Annotated in this window: 10 protein-coding genes; 5 read left to right on the top strand and 5 right to left on the bottom strand. The window is 72.0% G+C overall.

Annotation, left to right across the window (positions count from 1 at the left end; all coding sequences use genetic code 11):
- Positions 1-130: 130 nt before the first annotated feature.
- Positions 131-3,151: an AAA family ATPase gene (locus tag ACFC0D_RS16745; RefSeq protein ID WP_376435811.1), complete on the top strand. Its 3,021-nt coding sequence runs from the start codon at positions 131-133 to the stop codon at positions 3,149-3,151.
- Between the two features lie 22 nt (positions 3,152-3,173).
- On the opposite strand, the gene ACFC0D_RS16740 is transcribed toward ACFC0D_RS16745, so the two are convergent.
- On the bottom strand, positions 3,174-3,986 hold the full coding sequence (locus ACFC0D_RS16740; protein ID WP_376435808.1) for a caspase domain-containing protein: 813 nt from the start codon (positions 3,984-3,986) through the stop codon (positions 3,174-3,176).
- 106 nt (positions 3,987-4,092) lie between these two features.
- On the opposite strand from ACFC0D_RS16740, the gene ACFC0D_RS16735 reads away from it, so the two are divergent.
- The 4 genes from ACFC0D_RS16735 to ACFC0D_RS16720 all read left to right on the top strand — a co-directional run bounded on the left by ACFC0D_RS16735 (position 4,093) and on the right by ACFC0D_RS16720 (position 12,632).
- The gene (locus tag ACFC0D_RS16735) at positions 4,093-4,989 is read left to right on the top strand and encodes a DNA/RNA non-specific endonuclease (protein ID WP_376435805.1); all 897 of its coding nucleotides are present in this window, start codon (positions 4,093-4,095) and stop codon (positions 4,987-4,989) included.
- A 125-nt stretch (positions 4,990-5,114) separates the two neighbouring features.
- A complete protein-coding gene (locus ACFC0D_RS16730; RefSeq protein WP_376435802.1) occupies positions 5,115-10,520 on the top strand; it encodes a trypsin-like peptidase domain-containing protein in 5,406 nt (1,801 codons plus the stop codon).
- Between the two features lie 53 nt (positions 10,521-10,573).
- A complete protein-coding gene (locus tag ACFC0D_RS16725) occupies positions 10,574-11,635 on the top strand; it encodes a trypsin-like serine peptidase (RefSeq protein ID WP_376435799.1) in 1,062 nt (353 codons plus the stop codon).
- A gap of 199 nt (positions 11,636-11,834) precedes the next feature.
- The gene (locus ACFC0D_RS16720; RefSeq protein WP_376435796.1) at positions 11,835-12,632 is read left to right on the top strand and encodes a hypothetical protein; all 798 of its coding nucleotides are present in this window, start codon (positions 11,835-11,837) and stop codon (positions 12,630-12,632) included.
- A 25-nt stretch (positions 12,633-12,657) separates the two neighbouring features.
- On the opposite strand, the gene ACFC0D_RS16715 is transcribed toward ACFC0D_RS16720, so the two are convergent.
- The 4 genes from ACFC0D_RS16715 to ACFC0D_RS16700 all read right to left on the bottom strand — a co-directional run bounded on the left by ACFC0D_RS16715 (position 12,658) and on the right by ACFC0D_RS16700 (position 18,237).
- Positions 12,658-14,478, bottom strand: a complete 1,821-nt coding sequence (locus tag ACFC0D_RS16715) for an ABC transporter ATP-binding protein (RefSeq protein WP_376435793.1) — start codon at positions 14,476-14,478, stop codon at positions 12,658-12,660.
- 79 nt (positions 14,479-14,557) lie between these two features.
- Positions 14,558-15,880 (bottom strand): cytochrome P450, encoded by a 1,323-nt coding sequence (locus ACFC0D_RS16710; RefSeq protein ID WP_376435789.1) that lies wholly within the window; start codon positions 15,878-15,880, stop codon positions 14,558-14,560.
- A gap of 192 nt (positions 15,881-16,072) precedes the next feature.
- Positions 16,073-16,957, bottom strand: coding sequence for a geranyl diphosphate 2-C-methyltransferase (locus ACFC0D_RS16705; protein WP_376435786.1), 885 nt, complete (start codon positions 16,955-16,957; stop codon positions 16,073-16,075).
- Between the two features lie 14 nt (positions 16,958-16,971).
- Positions 16,972-18,237: a family 2 encapsulin nanocompartment cargo protein terpene cyclase gene (locus ACFC0D_RS16700; RefSeq protein ID WP_376435783.1), complete on the bottom strand. Its 1,266-nt coding sequence runs from the start codon at positions 18,235-18,237 to the stop codon at positions 16,972-16,974.
- Positions 18,238-18,335: the final 98 nt, after the last annotated feature.

The following is an 18,335-nucleotide window of genomic DNA, read 5'->3' as shown; positions in this document are numbered from 1 at the left end:
GTCCTGGCGTGGTGCCCGAGGCCGGCTGTCCGTATGCCGGACAAGAGGCCTGGACTGCGCGCGTACGCTCCGTATTCTCTGCCCCACGGGGCTCACGGGCAGGGCCCGAGGGCCGGAGGGTGGTGGACACGTGACGACAGCGCCGCACCTCCCCCTGCGCCCCGCGGGCGTGGGAGGTCCCCCGGCACCGGTGGGCCGGGAGGAACTGCTCTCCCGGCTCGAACGCGTCCTGCACACACGCGGACGCGCCCTGCTCACCGGACCCGCGGGCGTCGGCAAGACCGAGGTTGCCCTCGCGGAGGCGGCCCGCGCTGAAGCCCGCGGCGAAACCGTCCTGTGGCTGCCGACACTTCCGGCCGACCGTGACATTCCGGGCGCGGTGGCCGCCGCCCTCGTCGCCTCGGTGGCCTCGACGGTGACCTGGCCGGGTGCGGCGGCCTCCGGCACGCTGCTCCCCGCCGCGCCGACGGGCACGTCCGGCCAGACCGGCCTCTCCACCCCGACCGGCCCGGCCGACGTCGCGGGGCTCCGCGAGATCCCCGCCCCCCGCCCCGAGCTCGCCTCCGCCGGCGGTCCCACGGGCGACCGCCTCGGACCCACCGAGGAGCCCGAAGCCTTCCGCGCGGCCGTCGGCCCGGTCACCACCTCAGGTGTCTTCGACGGACTGCCCGGACCTCAGCGGACAGCCGTCGCCATGCTCTGCCGCGAGGCGCCGCTGCACGACGGCGGTTGGGACCCGATCGCCCTGCGTCTCGGCATCGCCCAGATCCTGCGTGCCCTCACCGCGCGCGGCCCCGCCCTGCTCGTCGTCGACGGCGTGCAGCACATCGACGCGGACAGCGCCGACCTGCTGCGCTTCGCCCTCCATCTCGCCCCGCCCGCGCTGCGGGTCGTCGCGGTCGAGACCCCGGAGGCGTACGGCTCCGAGGACGTGCACGACACCCACCTGTGGGTGCCGTCGGAGGCCGACATCCTGCTCGTACCGGCGCTGCACGCCGACGAGATCGCCGCGCTGCTCATCCACCACCGGCTGCCCTCCCGGATGGCCGGCCGCATCCACAAGGCGAGCGGCGGCAACCCCCGCCTCGCGCTCGCCGTGGGCCGCTCGCTGGCCGACGCCCGCACCCCGGTGCACCACGCCGAGGCGCTCACACTCTCCGGGCGGGCCCGCGATCTGGCCCGGCAGCTCCTCGGCACGGCGCCGCCCGACGTCCGCGAGACACTCCTGTTCGCCGCGCTGGCCCTGCGCCCGACGGCGGCACTGATACGCCGGGCCGGACGGCCGAACGCGGAGGCGGACCTCGCGGCCGCCGAGCGAGCCGACCTGGTCTCCCTCGCCGAGGACGGCACGGTCGCCTTCACCGCCGGGCTGCTCCCTTCCACCCTGGTCCACGACGCCTGCTGGGCCGAGCGCAGCGCCGGGCACGCCGCGCTCGCCGGGGTCGTCGACGACTCCGTCGAAGCGGTACGGCACCGGGCGCTGGCCACGGACATCCCCGACGAGGCCCTCGCCGCCGAGGTCGCCGCCGCCGCCGATCTCGCCCGGCGCCGCGGCAACAGCGCGCTCGCCGCCGAACTGGCCCTGCTCGCCGCCGAGTCGACCCCGGTCCAGCACGGCGCGCAGCGGATCGGACGGCTCGTCGATGCCGCCGAGGAGGCCGCCCGGGCCGCGCGGGCCGATCTCGCGATGCGGGCGGCGAGCGATCTGCTGGCCCGGGACGCGGCCCCGTCCGACCGGGTACGCGCCAGGCTCGCCGTCCTCGACACCGCTGGCCAGGGCCTCACCGGGCTCGACGAGATGTACGTCCACGCGATGGAGGATTCCGAGGGCGACACCGCGCTCCGGGCGGGCGTGCTGCTCCGGCTGGCCGTCAAGTACGTGCTGGCGGACGGGGATCCACTGCGCTCACGGGCCGCGGCCGTCGAATCCGCCGCGCTGGCCGCCTCGATGGGCGATCCCCGGACGGCCGCCCAGGCCCTGACCGTACAGGCGCGGATGGACCGGGCACTGGGGGCCTCGGACGCGGAGTCGGTGCTCGCCCAGGCCCGCGGTCTGGAGATGGCCGAGCGCCCGCTCGGAATCCGCAACGCCGCCCAGATCCTGACGATCCGTCACGCCCTTTTCGACGATCGGCTGATCGACGCCCGGGACCAGCTGAACGCGCTCCTCCCGCTGGTGCAGCGGCGTGGTTCGGTGGAGGACACCATCGAGCTGTTCTCGACGCTGGCCGCGATCGAGTCGCGCATCGGGGCGTGCCCGGCGGCGCTCGTCCATGCCGGGCAGTCCCTGGCACTGACCCTGGAGGCGGGCCTCTCCCCCGGTCCCGCCTGGTACACGCTGGCGCTCGCGGAGACGGCCGGCGGAAGCTTCGGGCGGGCGGCGAGCTATGCGCGGCGCAGCGTCCAGGCCTCGGAAGAGGAGGGCGACCGGGTCTTCCTCTCCCGCAGCCTGTACGCGCTGGGCCGCGTCCAGTTGGTCAACGGGGATGTCGCCTCGGCCCTGGAGACCCTGCGGCGGGTGCAGGCCAACGAGCGGGCCCAGTCGACCGTCGACCCGTCGATGCTGCGCTGGCACGAGGAGCTGGCCGAGGCGCTGCTCGCCAACGACGCGGCGCGGGAGGCGGCGGAGCTGCTGGCCGAGGTACGTCCGGTCGCGGAGCGGCTGGGCCGTACGACGGTACTTCTCGGCTGCGACCGGGCGTACGCGCAGTATCTGGCGACGTGCGGGAAGACGGACGAGGCGGCGGAGCTGCTCGCCCGCACCGCCGAACGGTACGCCGAGGCCGGGCTGCCGCTGGAGCACGGCAGGGCGCTGATCGCGCTGGCGCGGGTGGAGCGGCGGCGCCGTCGCCGGTCGGCGGCGCACAGCGCCCTCCAGTCGGCGGCGGTCGTGTTCGAGCGCGCCGGAGCGGCCCCCTGGCTGGCTCTGACGAGCGAGACGCCCGCGACCGAGGAGGCCCCGTCGGCGCTCTCCTCCCTGACGGACGCGGAGTTGCGGCTTGCGCACCTGGTCGGCCAGGGGGCGAGCAACCAGGAGGCGGCGGCCAAGCTGTATCTGAGCGTGAAGACGGTCGAGGCGCGCCTCACCCGGATCTACCAGAAGCTGGACGTCCGCTCGCGGGCGCAGCTGGCGACCGCGCTCCGCGGCTGACGCGCCCCGGAAGGTCCGACGGTCACACCGTGAACGGCTTCTGGCTCAGGAACGCGGACGTGGGGTTTCCCGTCGTGTAGAGGTTCGGGCTCTGCGTGGATGGCAGCTTGCCCTGGATCGCGCGGTGGAAGGGCCGGTATCCGCCTCGGAAGGCGCCCTCGCCCCAGACGCCGAGCAGCGCCTCGGTGAAGGCACCGTTGACCGGGCCGTCGGAGGCGACCTGGTTGTCCTGGCAGGCCGAGATGAGGATCGCCGGCGGTCCGGCGGCCTCTCCGTCGGGGGAAGCCTTCCGCAGGGAGCGCTGGAGCTCCTCGAAGAACGCCTTGTCCCGCTCGAAGATCTCCTGCTGCTTCGGTACGGGCATCAGCCGGATACCGGTCTCGGGCTGGGCCGCTCCGGGCAGCTCGATGGCGCTGCCGCTGTGGCAGCAGTCGAGCAGGGCGAAGATCCGGACGCCGTCGGCGAACCCCCGGAACTCCTGGTGCACCTCGTCGTCCAGGAACTGCCGGTCGTACAGCACGAGGGTCTCGTCGAGTTCGTCCGGTTCGTCGTCCGGCCCGGTGACGTCGGGCATCTGCCCGCCGTGACCCGAGTAGGTGAAGAGCAGGATGTCGTCGGGGGCGAGCTTGGCCGCCGCCTGGCGCAGCGCCGCGGTCACGTTGTCGACGGTGCAGTCGGCGGTCAGCAGGACGGTGTCGGAGAAGCCCGCGGCGCGGGCGATCCTGGCCATGTCGTGGGCATCGTTCTCGCAGGCCACGAGGGCGCCGTCCCAACCGTCGTAGGCGTCGGGGTCGACCTTGTTGAGTCCTACGTGGATGGACAGTCCGGCGGGCATGGGGTGCCTCCTAGGGGGTGAGGGAGGGAGGCTCCGGGAGGCGGCTGATCGAGTGGCCTGCGGCCCGGTGCCGAGCGCGACCCTTCATGCGCGGTACTTACATCGTATGAAACAGACCGATCCCCCGTCCTCTCCACCGCCTCCCCGAGCGGGCGGACCCCGCCGGGACTCGCTCGCCGACCGGACCGGATACGACGAGAACTTCCTCGGTCCCGTCGTGCCGCTGCCCGTGCCCGTCCGCACCTCGGTGGAGACGGTGACACTCCCGTACACCCATTTCACCGTGGTCTTCCGGCCGGACCGGCGGCTCGCCGCCTCGACCGCGGTCTGCATCGAGGGCTCGCAACTCGCCGAGGACGTACCCCGGGACGACGTCTGGGAGTTCGACCCGCGACTGCCCGAGGAGCACCAGGCCGGCAACGACATCTACCGGAACAACAGCCTGGACCGCGGGCATCTGGTGCGCAGGCTCGATCCGGTGTGGGGCACGCCCGCGGTGGCCGGCCGGGCCAACACCGACACGTTCCACTACACGAACGCCGCCCCGCAGTCGGACGTCTTCAATCAGGGAAAGCAGCTCTGGCAGGGCCTGGAGAACTATCTGCTCGACCACGCGGCCGAGTTCGACCGGAAGCTGACCGTACTCACCGGTCCGGTGCTGCACGACTCGGACCCGCCCTACCGGGGGGTGCAGGTGCCGCTGCGCTTCTGGAAGGTGGCCGCGTTCATGCAGGACGGGGCGCTGGCATCGACCGCGTACGTCCTCGACCAGAGCCCCGATCTGAGCCGGGACGCCGAACGGGCGCTCGCCGGTGCGAAGGCGGGCGCGCCGCCCCCGCTCGGCCCGTACCGGACGTACCAGGTACCGGTCTCGGACATCGCGGAGATCACCGAGTTGGAGTTCGGGCCGCTGCCCGATGTCGATCTGATGCCTCCGACGCGGGCGCCGGAGGACCGCTGGCGGCGGCTGGAGTCGTTCGACGACATCGCGATGCAGGGCTGACCGGGCCGCCGGCGGATCGCCCGTTTGCCACGGTCCCTGCCCGGTGAAACGATTGTGCTGGCAGGTTTCAGTCAGTCAGTCAGTCCGTCCCCGGCTTCCCGGAGGGACGGCCGGGCAGGTGCCGTATGCCGCTCAGCGAAACGGAATGGGGACTCGTCACGAGCTGGGTGCGGGAGTACCTTCTCGACACCCCCGATCCCCTCACCCGACTGCGGCACAGTGGCCTCTCGCAGGATTTCGTCGCGGATCTCGAGCTCACGCCGGACCGCGACGAGAACGCGCGGACGGTCGTCTGCGCGGCGCGCCGGGACGTCGCCCACCAGCGCCGGCTCCTCGACGTGCTGGCCGGGCTCGACGCCCTCACCGGCGCGGGCAACGCCGAGGCGAGGATCCTGCTGACACGGCTGCGGGAGGACGAAGCGGTGCTGCACTCCGCCCAGGACCCCTTCCGCACCCTTGTCCTCGCCAACGGGACCGAGGTGTTCATCGACCGGCACGAACTGCGCGAGAAGCTCCGCGCCTTCGTCGCCGACCCGGAGCAGACGGTCCTGGTCGTGGACGGCGAGCCCGACAGCGGGCGCTCGTACTCGTACCACCTCATCCGGCATCTCGGGCAGCACTGCGGCTTCCGTCCCGTACGGGTGACCCTCTCGCGCACCTCGACGGCCGCGCGTCTGGTGGAGCGGCTCGACGACTTCGTGTCCCCGCCCGGTGCGGACCGGATGCCGTTGAACCCCACACAGTTGAACGATCCACTGCCCGCGATCGACGACGCCGTGCACCGGATCGTCAGCCGGGCGACCGCCTCCGAGGAACAGTTCTGGCTGGTACTCGACGAGTGCGACAAGCTCGATCCGAACGCGGACGTCTGGGACTGCATCGGCAAACTGGCGCTCGCCGTCTACGAGCACACACCGGTACGGAAGGACTCCGTACCCCGGCTCGTCCTCCTGGGCTACTCGCCCACCATGCGCCAACTCCCTTACGACATACGCAAGAACGAATGTCGGGACACGGCCCGCGTCGTCGAGGAGGACGATCTGCGGGAGTTCTTCCGGGAGTTCTTCACCCAGGAGCGTCCCGCGTCGGACTCCGCGGCGATACCCGCGCTGGTGGACGTGGCGGTGACCGAGGTCCTCCGGGCGGTCGACACCCCTGGTTCCGGCGACAGTTACATGCGCCGGGTGTGCACGGCGGTGGAGGCGACGGTACGGCTCTCGCGCTCCCTCACCCCCGGCGGCGACCTCACCGGAGTGCTCCACCGGGGCATGCGGGACACGACAGGGTCGCCCCCGCCCGCACCCGCCCAACTGCGCGCCGCCTACCGGGAGGCGGCCTGCCTCCTCGACGCCTTCGACCCCACCCGGCTGCTGCTGCCGGACGAGAGCGGGCCCACGGGGCGGGCCGCCCTCGCCCTTGTCGACGACTGCACGGCCCTGCCCTCACACCCCTCGCCGTCCTGGACCCTGAAGCCGGAGATCCGCGAGCTGACGCTGAGCGGACTCGCGGGCCCCGAGGCCGCCCGGCGCGCCCTGGAGGCCAACATCGCGCTCGCCCCGGAAGGTCCCGGACCCGAGCGCGCGGCGCTCGCCCTGCTGGCCGGCGTGCTGCCCGACACGCCGACGGACGCTCCCTCCCCGTCCGGGGCGCCTCCGGACCTGTCCAGGGTCTCTCCAGACCTGTCCGCCGGCTCTCGGGACCTGTCCCCGGGCCTGCCGGGGGTCGCATCCGACCTGTCCGGTGTCGCTCCGTCCGGTGTCGCCCCGTCCGGTGTCGCTCCCGCCGCAGGACTGCCGCAGGACGTCGAAGGGCTCGCGGACACGCTGCAGGCCGTGCTGTGGCTGAGCCGGGTCCCCGGCACTACCGGGCTGCCCGATGTGGACGACGTACAGCACCGCCTGGAACGGGCACGTCTGCTGCAGCCGATGGAGCGGCTGATCCGGGAGACCGTCCACGGGCGGCAGCGCGAACTCGACTCCCTGCGCTCCTACATCGACCTGCCCGCCGAGCCCGCCGAGCCACCCGTCCTCATCCACGGCGTGGGGGGCGTCGGCAAAAGCACGCTGCTCGCCAAGTTCCTCGTCGACAGCCTCCACGACTCGCCCGCCGGATTCCCCTTCGTCTACATCGACTTCGAGCGGCCGACGCTCTCCATCCACGAACCCGCCACCATGATCGCCGAGTTCGCCCGCCAGCTCGGCATCCAGTACCCGCGCCACCGCGCCGCGTTCGACGCACTCGCGGACGAGTGCGAGGAGACCGCCGCCTCCCAGCGGGGCGAACGCAACCAGCTGGACGAGCTGTTCCAGCTCTCCACCACCCGGGCGACCCTCGGCCGCGACTACTCCGCCGGGTTCCACTCCCGGGCCAGCGCCCGTGAACAGGAGCTCGCGCAGAAGGTGGCCGAGCTCGTCGCCGAGGCCGTACGCGGTCCGGCGGGCGCGATGGACCCGCCGCTGGTCATCGCTCTCGACTCCTTCGAGGAGGCGCAGTACCGCGGTTCACCGGTCGTCGGCCGTATGTGGGCGATCTGGACCGCCCTGCGCGCCACCTACCCACGGCTGCGGTACATCGTCTCCGGACGGGCCCCCATCGACCACCCCGCCAGGGTCCTCACGCTCCGCACCATGGAGCTCGGCGAACTGGACCAGCAGGCCGCCGTCGACCTGCTGATGGCCTCCGGCGTGGAGGACGAGTCGGTGGCACGTGACCTCGCCGACCGGGTCGGTGGCCATCCCCTCAGCCTGAAGCTGGCCGCCCGGACCGCCGTGATCCTGGGCGCGCGGTCCGAGTCGCTCGGCGGCCTCCTGTCGAGCCTGCCCTCGCGCAAGCGCTGGTTCCACCACCAGGTCGACCAGATGCTCATCCAGGGCACGCTGTACGACCGGATCCTGAAGCACATCGCGGACGACGCGGTCCGCGACCTGGTGCAGGCGGGTCTGGCCCTGCGGGTCATCACCCCGGAGCTCATCCAGGACGTCCTCGCCGAGCCCGCCGGACTCCATGTCACCTCGCCGCAGGAGGCCCGCACCCTCTTCGGACGGCTGGTCTCGCGGGCCGACCTGATGGAGTCGGCGGGGCCGCAGGCCGTACGGCACCGGGTGGATCTGCGCTCGATCATGCTGAGGCTCTCCGACAGCGCGCGTACGGATCTGATGCGGGCCGTCGACCATCGCGCGGTGGAGTTCTACTCCGCCCGTGAAGGCGCCGCCGCCCGCGCCGAGGAGATCTACCACCGGCTCCGTCTCGGCCAGAACCCCCGTGCGGTGGAACGGCGTTGGGAGTCGGGCGTCTCCGGGCACCTGGTCGGGGCGGACCGGGACATGCCGGCGCGTTCGGCCGCCTTCCTGCTGGGGAAGATCGGCGGACACGTACCGGACCGGATCATGGCCGAGGCCGACCAGGAGGACTGGGAGCGGATCGCCGCCCGGGAGGTCGAGGACCTGCTCACCCAGGGGTACGTGGAGGCGGCGTCGGAGCGGCTGGCCGAACGCCGGCCCTGGACTCCGTGCAGCAGGCTGCACGGGCTCCTGGTGGAGACACTGGCCAGGTCCGGGCGGCTGGCCGAGGCTCGGGAGACGGCCGAGGGGGCCGTGGACCGGGCGGAGGAGGCCGGGTGCTCGGAGATGCAGCTGGAGCTGCTGCAGATCTCGGCCCGTCTCGCCCAGGACGAGGGCGACTTCGCGGACGCCGACCGCGATCTGCAGGAGGCGGAGGACCTGGCGGCCGGCCTCGGCCTCGCCCATGAGTCGATGGGCGTCCTGGTCGCCAGGTCGCGGCTGGCCGTGCTCTCCGACGAGAATTCCGCCGAGACGGACGCCCGTCTCGCCGGCGCCCTGCGCGGTATGCCGGACGCGGAGCTGGCCCGGCAGCCGGCCCTGGCCCGGGCCGCGGCCGCCACGGCCTCCCGGGTCGATCCGCAGCTCCTGGAGCACACTCTGCGGCTCGTGGGTCTCCCGGCCGACGACGAGGCGGTGGTCGACGCCCTCGCCCGCTGGATCGAGACCGCCATGGTCGACGAGCCACAACTGCGTGAACCCCTGACGCGGATCCTGGAATCGGCGGCGGGAGCCTCGCCGCAGCCGCAGCAGCCCGCGGCAGGAGCAGCGGGGCCCGGTGCCGTGGGCTCACCCGACCCGCCGTACACGACGGTGGAGCAGGCCCTGTGGGAGGCACACAGACGCGGCACCCTGGACAGTCTCGCGTGGCGGGCGCTCATGCTCCGCGACCGGAGCGGCGATCTGGTCGAGGGGGTGGCGGCCGCCATGGACGCGGGTTCCCCCGCGCGCGGCCCGATCACGGAACCCGGCGGGGCCGGGAGCGGTACGGGACTGTGGTCGCAGCCGCCGCCGGACGCGGCCGAGGCGGCGGTGCGCAGCGATCCGTACCTCTCCCCCGAGGACGTCGTACGGGTCCGCAACGCCGCACTGGACGCGGGGCTCGCCGAGAACACCGTACGACCCCTGCTCTTCGCGGGCACGACCGCGCACTTCAGGGCGAGTCTGCCCACGATGGACACCCCGCTGCGGCAGCTCCACTCCGACCTGCACACGATGAACCAGGTGGAGCGGCTGATCGACGGGACGGTGCCGCTGGAGGTCTGGCTGCGCAACGCCATCGCCCAGACCGTCGAGGCGGGCCCGCTGACCGTGCTCCAGCGTGCCCTGGACAACGTGGCGCGCGACGCCGCGGGGGAGCCGGACCTGCCACCGGAGATGATGCCCGGCGAGACCAAGGAGGAGATCATCTTCCGGGACGACACCGTGCCGTTCGAGTTCCTGCACGGCGGCGTCCTGGCCGGCGCCTCGGTGGCGCGTCTGAAGGTCCCGCCGTACGAGTCCGGCCGGCCCCAGCAGCCCGCCTATCCGCACGCCGGTACCGGCTGGATCATCGCCCCGGGGCTGCTGATCACCAACCACCATGTGGTGTACGCCCGTACCCGCTCGCCCGGGGCACGGCCGCAGGTGGCCGAGGAGGATCTCCGGCTCCAGGTGGCCAATTCCCGTTCGCGCTTCGACTACGGCGCCGACGAGACGGAGACCGAGGAGGTGACGGCGGGCGCCCTGATCGCCTGGGACGAGGCGCTCGACTACGCGGTCCTGCGGCTCTCGGACGGGCCGGAGCCGCGGCCGATGCTGCGGATCGCGACCGCGCCGCTGCTGCTGAACGGCACGGAACCGGTGGCGGTGAACATCATCCAGCACCCCGGCGGACAGCCCAAGCGGGTCGCACTGCGCAACAACCTTGTCTTCCAGGCGGACGAGCGCGACGTCCGCTACTTCACCGACACCCGCAGCGGATCGTCCGGTTCACCGGTCTTCACCGACGACTGGACGGTCGTGGCGCTCCACCGCGGCACCCGCCGGATGGAGGAGGTCGACTTCCAGGGCAGGAAGACGGCGTTCGTGAACGTGGGCACGCAGATGAGCCGGATCCTGGCCCATCTTCGCGAGAACAGCGTGGAGTTGTACGAGGAGATCACCCGAGCGCAGTCGGCCACGGCTCCGCAGGACCACGAGTGGGCCGCGTGAGAACCGCCTTATGAGGCCGGCCTTGTGACGAACCGAGGAGGAGGTGGCGGGAGATGAGGTACGGATCGCCGGTCGCGACCGATCCCGAGCGGGTCTTCGACGATCTGCGCGGAGTCGCCGCACGGGTGCGCGGGCACCTGGAGGCGGAGATCTCCGAGTCGGTGGAGGAACTGCCGCCGGACGAGGCTCCGGCGGGCCAGATCTCCCGCTTCGCGCATGAGGAGAGGGCCCGTGTCCTGGAGGCCGGTGTCGCCGGTCTGGAGAAGCTGGCCGGTGGCCGCGCGGACGAGATCGACGAGGACGAGTACTTCGGCGTGGAGGCGATCGTCCTCCTGGAGGGCAGGCCCGCGATCCTGGTGCAGGGACAGGACTTCGCCGCGCAGGACGGCGACTGGTCCGTGCTGGACGCGGGACGGGCGGCGATCCGCGAGTCGATCGCGCGCGTGGGGCGTGTCGAGGTGACCGGCCACCCGAGCCTGGACTGGGTCGGCACCGCCTTCCTGGTGGGTCCGACGACGGTGATGACCAACCGGCACGTGGCCGTGGAGTTCAGCCGCGCCGAAGAGGCCGGCTGGTCCTTCCAGCAGGGCATGTCCGCACGCGTCGACCCGGGCGAGGAGCTGTCCGCGACCCCGGAGCCGGTCGGTGGCCCGCCCCCGTACGAGATCACCGAGGTGATCGGCATCCATCCGGACGTCGACATGGCACTGCTCCGGGTCGCCCCGCCCGACGGCGGCGCACTCCCCACCCCGCTCGCGGTCGCGGCCGACGCACCCGCGAACGTGCCCGGCCGGCCGGTGTACGTGATCGGCTACCCCGCCTGGGACGGCCGCCGCAACGAGCCCGAGTCGATGCGGCGGATCTTCATGGACGTCTACAACGTGAAGCGACTCCAGCCGGGAACGGCGACGGAGTTCACCCCCGGCGGCCAGGTGATGAAGCACGACTGCTCGACCCTGGGCGGCAACAGCGGCTCCCCGGTCTTCGACCTGACGGACCACCGAGTCCTCGGCCTGCACTTCGGCGGCCGCTACCGCCTCGGCAACTTCGCCGTACCGCTCTGGGAACTGGTCGACGATCCCCTGCTGGCCCGGGCGGACGTCAACTGGGTCTGAAACGCGCCCCCGCACGATCTGCCGCGACTCGACACAAGGCCGTCGCGACTGCCCGGTGAATCCCCACAGGAGCCTCACACAGGCTGCGCACAGCCTTTCGAGGGCTTCGTTAGCGTGGCGGGGCGCTCGATCACGTTCGCGAACGCGACCGAACCGCGGCCCGGTGGGCCGGCGGCATGTCAACTCAGGAAGACCCGAGATGGACTACTGCTCCTCGTGCCGTCGGCATCTCAACGGCGCCCTGGTGTGCCCCGGGTGCGGCGCCTACGCCCCGGACATCGCCCCGGTCACCGACCACGGTCGCTTCGTCCCCGCCTCTCCCACGACGGCGGTCGGGGCCGACCACGGCCAGGACATGTGGCAGGACCCGTCCGAGGATCCTCTGAGTGAAGTGCCCTCGCCCGAAGGGCGGGCGGCGCGGCGACGCCAGCGGGCCCGCTGGAGGAAGAGCCGGCGCCGGGCCGTGGTGGCGACCGCCTTCGCGCTGGTGGGCGGCGGTCTGACCGTGTCCGCGATGGACCGCCAGGGCGGCGACCGCGCACAGGCGGCCACGGCACCGGAGGACCCGGGCACCGCCATCGCCGAAGAGGCGGCGCAGGACCCCCGCCCGACGTCGATACCGCCCGCCCCGCACGACACCGCGCCCACGCCCTCCACCCAGCCGCCCGCGCCCGACCTCCCGCGGCAGCGGCACAGCACGGCCTCCGTCCGCACCGCGCCGCCGAGCACCCAGACGCGGACGGCTGCCGCACGTCCCACGACGGCGGCGCCGGCCCCGCAGCGACAGAGCGGTTCCCCGGGCTCCGCTTCCGCGTCCTCCGACACGGCGAAGACGAGCCCTGCGCAGACGCAAGCGCCCGCTGCCGCCGACGAGAACGAGGGCACCGGCTCGGACTCGGCAGCGTCGCAGCCGGGCACCGCTCCGACCACACCGGCGGCTCCGGCCGCGACGAAGCCGCCGGAGCTCTGCCTGCTCGTGGTCTGCCTGAACCTCTAGGGACCTGTACGCACCGCGCCGGGTTTCAGATCAGGTCGGCCGCCCGGGCGGGGTTGTCGTCGAGGAAGCCGCCCGACTGGTGCTGCCACAGCTTCGCGTAGGCGCCGTCCGTGGCGAGCAGTTCCTGGTGTGTGCCCTGTTCGACGATCCGGCCCCGGTCGAGGACGACGAGCTGGTCCATGGTGGCGACCGTGCTCAGGCGGTGCGCCACCACGAAGGCCGTCCGGCCGTCCATGAGCCGCCACAGCGCGTCCTGGACGAGGATCTCGCTCTCCGAGTCCAGCGCGCTGGTCGCCTCGTCCAGGAGCAGGATCGGCGCGTCGCGCAGGATCGCCCTGGCGAGGGCGACCCGCTGGCGCTGCCCGCCGGACAGCTTCACACCACGCTCGCCGACCATGGTGTCGAAGCCTTCGGGAAGCGCGTCGGCGAACTCCGTGACGTGCGCGGCCTCGGCCGCGCGGCGGATCTCTGCGTCGGTGGCGTCCGGCCGGGCGAAGGCGATGTTGTCGCGCAGTGTGCGGTGGAACATGGCCGGATCCTGCGGCACATAGGCGATCAGACTGCGCAGGTCGGCCTGGCACAGTCTGCTGATGTCCTGTCCTCCGATCAGAATGCGGCCGGCGTCGATGTCCGTCATCCGCAGCAGCAGCCGGGTGAGCGTGGTCTTGCCCCCGCCCGACCTGCCGACGAGGCCGACCTTCGCCCCGCTCGGCACGGCGAGGTCGAGACCCTCGAAGAGCGGCTTCGCTCCACCGTGGGCGAAGGTCACCCGCTCGAACCGCACGTCGACGGCCTTGTCGGACTGCAGTGGCTCCGGATGCACCGGGTCCAGCACGGTCGACGGTGTCAGCAGCAGTTCGGTGAACTGCGCGGCCTCCGTCATGGAGCTCTCCATGCGACGGTAGATCTGGTTGAACTCGAACATGATCCGTGTCGCGTTCGCGTAGTAGGTGAAGGTGACGATGATCGCCTCCACACCGTGGTTCCCCGCGCCGAGAGCGATGGCGAGCAGCAGTCCGAGGGTGTTGGTCAGTACGGACATCGGCGCGACCAGGGTGTCGATGCGCAGGTTTCCGTAGTCCCACGAACGCAGTGTGAGGCGCCGGGACTCCGCGACGCGGGAGCGGTGTTCGGCGGCCTCGCGTTCCTCGGCGGCGAACGCCCGGACCGTGTCCATGTTCATCAGGCTGTCCGCGACATGGCCCGACACCCGGGCGATCGCCTCCTCGCGCTGGGCGACGAGCGCCTGGCGGCGGCGGATCAGCGGCGTCACGCACAGCGCCGCCAGTGTGATCATGACCAGGAGGCCGACGACGAGCAGCGGCTCGTACTGCCACAGCACCACCGAGGCGAAGACCAGCGGCACGAAGCTGCCCATGACCGAGAACGTCAGCGTGTCGACGAACTCCTCGAAGCGGGAGGCGAAGCTCAGCACCCGCTTGGTCAGCGATCCGGCGAAGTTGTCGTGGAAGAACGCGGCGTCCTTGGCGAACAGTTCGTCCATGCCGATGACGTACAGCTGCTCGATGCCACGGGCGTCGAGACGGTTCAGGCAGTGGAGTCCGATGCGCCACAGCAGCTCGGCGAAGAGCAGCACCCCGGCGAAGCCGAGGACGTACGGCAGCATCGAACCGATGTCGGTGCGGCCGCCTCCGACGATCCGGCCGACGAGCTTCGCGACGACCAGTGGCGCGATGTAGAAGATGCCGATGTTGCCCAGCGCCGGGAGCAGCATGGCGGGCAGCGTCAGCCACCGGAGGCGGGCCAACTCCCGTCCGTAATAGCGAAGTGCGAGGAGCACCGGACCTTTGTCCGGCGAACCTTTGCGCGATTCAGGCAATCCCATCCCAACCCTGCTTTGTCGGACCTGTAGGACAGAATCCGCAGTGTTCCGTGAGGGGACCCGCGCGGTCCAAGCGTTTTTTCTAGCCACTCACCGTCGCGGGCGTGGGGCCGTCCGGGCGTACGGTGACGCCGTAGGCCGTCCTGGTAGGCGTCGACCGGAACCGCGGGGTGTGGGCGGGCAGCAGGTGTTCGAGGAGGACGGTGGACTCGCGGAGGGCGAACTGCAGACCCAGGCAGGCCCGGGGGCCGATGCCGAACGGGAGGTAGCTCCCCGGGCCGTCGGGGCGCCGGCCGGGGGCGATGAAGCGCGTCGGGTCGAACAGCTCGGGGTCCTCCCAGAGTCCGGGGTCCCGGTGCGTCAGGTAGGGGCAGACGAGTACGTCGGTGCCGGCGTCGATCTCGTATCCGGCGAGGAGGTCGTCCTCCGCCGCGCAGCGCGGCAGCATCCAGGCGGACGGGTAGAGGCGCAGCGTCTCGCTGACGAGTGCCTGGACAGCCTGCCGCCGTTCGGGTGAACCGTCGTCACCCGCGGCGAGGGCCTGCTCCCGTGAGCGGGGGTTTCGGTCGAGCAGGAGGTAGAGCCAGGTCAGGGTGGTGGCGGTGGTCTCGTGACCGGCGACGAGGAGGGTGACCAGTTCGTCGCGGATCAGCCGGTCGGTGTACTCGGGGCGTGTTCCGGCCGCCTCGACGAGGATGTGCAGCAGGCCGGGGCCGTCGGGTCCGGCCTCGCCGTCGCGGGCGGCGGCGATGGCGCGGCTCGCCACGGCGTCGATTCTCGCGAGCTCGTCGGCGACGGCGCCCTGAGCTGCGACGGTGTCGGCGGGGAGGCTGGGCAGTGCGGTCACCACGGCGGGTACGGCGGCCAGTTCGCGCTCCGTGTCGGCATCGAGCGGATGGCCGGTCAGGGACCGCCAGATGGTGTCCAGGGCGAAGCGACGCATCTCTTCGCCGACGTCGAGGACCTGCCCGGTGCGGGCGTACGCGTCCCAGCGCGCCGCGGCGGTCCGGGCGGCCCCGGCGATCCGCTGCTCGTAGCGGCGCATTCCCCGGCCGGTGAACTGGGACTGCAGCAACCGTCGTTGTCGCTGCCACGCCTCGCCCGTCGCGGCCAGGATGCCGTCGCCGATGAGCAGTCGGGCGCGGTGCGAGCGCTTCACGTACCGGTCGGGCCGGAGCGCGAGCACGTGCTGCACGGCATCGGGTGCGGTGACCAGGACGGTCGGACGCGGGCCGAGCCGGAACGCGGCGACACCGCCGAGGCGTTCACGCGCCTCGGTGAGGAGGTCGACGAGCTCCCCTCCGCCGGCCTGCCACTTCGCGACAAGGGCGGGATCCAGTTCGGGAACCCGCCGGGCCGAGGGAGACGGGCTCGGAAGGGAGGACGGGCGGGCGGGGGTGGCCACGGGTCTGCTCCTGTTCGGCGACTGCGGGTCGTCACGCACTGTAGGGGAGCGGGCGCGGGGGGCGACAGGCCGCCTCGGCCGCGGGCTCCCGGTTCGGCATCGGGCTCGTGCTCCGGCATGGGGCTCCGGCTGTGCCGAAGGGGTCGGGCCCGTGACGGACCCGACCCCTTCGGTCAGCTGTGCGGCGCTCGGTCAGACGCGGTCGGCCGCGATCAGGACGTACTGGAACGAGCCGTCCTTGTAGGAGTTGATGAACGCCTCCTCGATGCCGGTGACCAGGGAGGACGTGGCGCGCAGCTCCCAGTACGGGAGCGTCGCGGGCGTCAGGTCGATGACGGCCTGCGGTACGAGACGGTTGTCGGCCATGGCGCGCAGGTACTCACGGCGGGAGTGGATGTTGCACTCGAAGTGCGCGTTGATCTGGGAGACCCACTTCGAGGGCTGGCCGTAACGCGGGTTCCAGCAGCCGGTGATGGTCACATAGCGGCCGCCGACCTCGAGGACGCGGGAGTGCTCGGCGAAGAGGTCGTTCAGGTCGACGTACATGCTCGACTCGTTGTTCCACGAGGCGGCGGCCTGGCCGGTCTCGAAGGGCGTGTCGAGCATGTTGCACACACGGGCGTGGACATGGTCCCCGATCCCGAGCTCCTCGGCGCGCCGGTTGGCGAACTCGGCCTGCTTGGCCGACAGCGTGACGCCCTCGACCTTGCATCCGAATCGCTGATGCGCCATGACCATCGAACCGCCGCGGCCGCATCCGGCGTCGACGAGCGTGTCGTCGCTCCCGATGGAGCCGAGGTTGTCCAGGAGGACCTCGGCCTGCGCCGACTCCAGGCGGTGGAGCTCGGCGATCAGCTTCTTCTCGTACGCGCTGTCCTCGACGTCCCCGAGGGCGGTGTGGTCGATGTCGCCGATGCCGTAGTGGTGGTGGTAAAGACCGTCGACATCGCCGAGACGCAGGTTCACCGGCCTGGCCTCGTTGTTCCAGTAACGGGCGATGTCACTCTGATAGGGCGTGGCCGGTCCCGGGACGAACGCGGAGGTGCCGTTGACGGTGGTGAACTCGGTGCTGGTCACAGATGATTCCGTTCTTACCAGAAATCGGGCAGGCTGTATCGATAGGTGTTGGTCTGGTGCCAGTGGTGGTTGCCGTCGACCCACACGGCGACTCCCCGCAGGAAGCGCAGCACGCTCGGGACGGGACAGGCGGCGGCCAGGGCGGCGGCTTCGGCTTCGAAGTCGTGCATGAGGTCGTTGTGGACCTCGACCGCCTTGAGGTACGCCTCCCGCTCCGAGAGCTCCTCGCGTTCGGCGAGCACCACGGGCAGGTTCAGGTGCCGGCCGGGGCTGGCGAGTTCCTTGGTGTACGAATACAGGTCGTTGACGATGGTGGTGGCGTTGCCGGCGAGCGCGAGGACGCGCTGCATCGCCGGCTGGGCGTGGAGGTCCGCGGGCAGTTCGTAGCCGCCGACGGTGTCCGTGATGGTGGGGCAGGGGCGGAAGTTGTTGAACTGCCGCATCGCCAGGTACTCCCACACCTCGGGGACGTGGTCCGTCTGGGCCCAGGCGCCTTCGGCGAGGTATCCCATGTGCAGCCGGGCCATGTCGTGCCGGAACCGGTCCGCCTGGGAGGGGGTGGACTGCTGGACGAAGTACTCCATGGCGGAGCGGTAGGCGCGCCGAGGGGCGTCCGCGTGGAGCGACTCCTCCCACTGCGGCTGGTACTCCTTCGTCGTGTGCAGGGGGTCGAGGGCGGTGTGCGCGAGCAGAAGGCGCCCGCCGAGGCCGATGGGCGAGCCGCCGTGGTCCTCGCAGTAGCAGTCGTCGACCGCGTTCTCGGCGACCATCAGCCGGGTGGCGATCATCAGATGGTCGACGGTCGGGGCGTCGGGATGACAGGCGACCATGTAGCGACCGACGGAGAAGCCGTCGAACTCGCCTTCCCAGTCCTCGGGGTAGAGGTCGACCTCGTCCAGCGCCCAGGCCTTGATCCTGCGGCTGACCTCCTCCACACGCACCGGGTCGGGCTCCGGGATCGGGTGGTGGTAGAGGCCAGGGATCGGTGTGCCCTCCACCGGGGCCTCGGGCGCCGGCGGGGCCGCAGGCTCTTCGCGCCGCCCCAGGTACAGGCTCGAGGTGCCCAGACCGGTGGGACCGCGCAGGATCCGTTCCAGGTCGGGTGTCGCCGGCGCGGGCGGGGTGTCGGTGACGCCGACGGGCTCCGCTGCGCCTTCGGCTGCGACGGCGGCTTCGAGACCGGTGGCCAAGGTGTGGGCGTGGTCGATGACGTGGGCCCCGAAGCCGGTCGCGGCGGCAGGCAGGCCCGACTGCAGAGGGGAAAGCCCCGGATCGGGCATCCGTAGCTCCTTGGTGAGGTGGGTGGGGGTGCCCGGAGCCCGGGCTGCTCGCCCTGCCCCGGTCCTGGTCCGGGCCGTCGCGGCCTGGGACGGGTGCT

This window comes from Streptomyces sp. NPDC056222 (assembly GCF_042264065.1).
GTDB lineage: Bacteria > Actinomycetota > Actinomycetes > Streptomycetales > Streptomycetaceae > Streptomyces.
The sequence above is the reverse complement of the archived record's forward strand: the minus strand, read 5'-3'. Positions and strand labels throughout refer to the sequence as shown.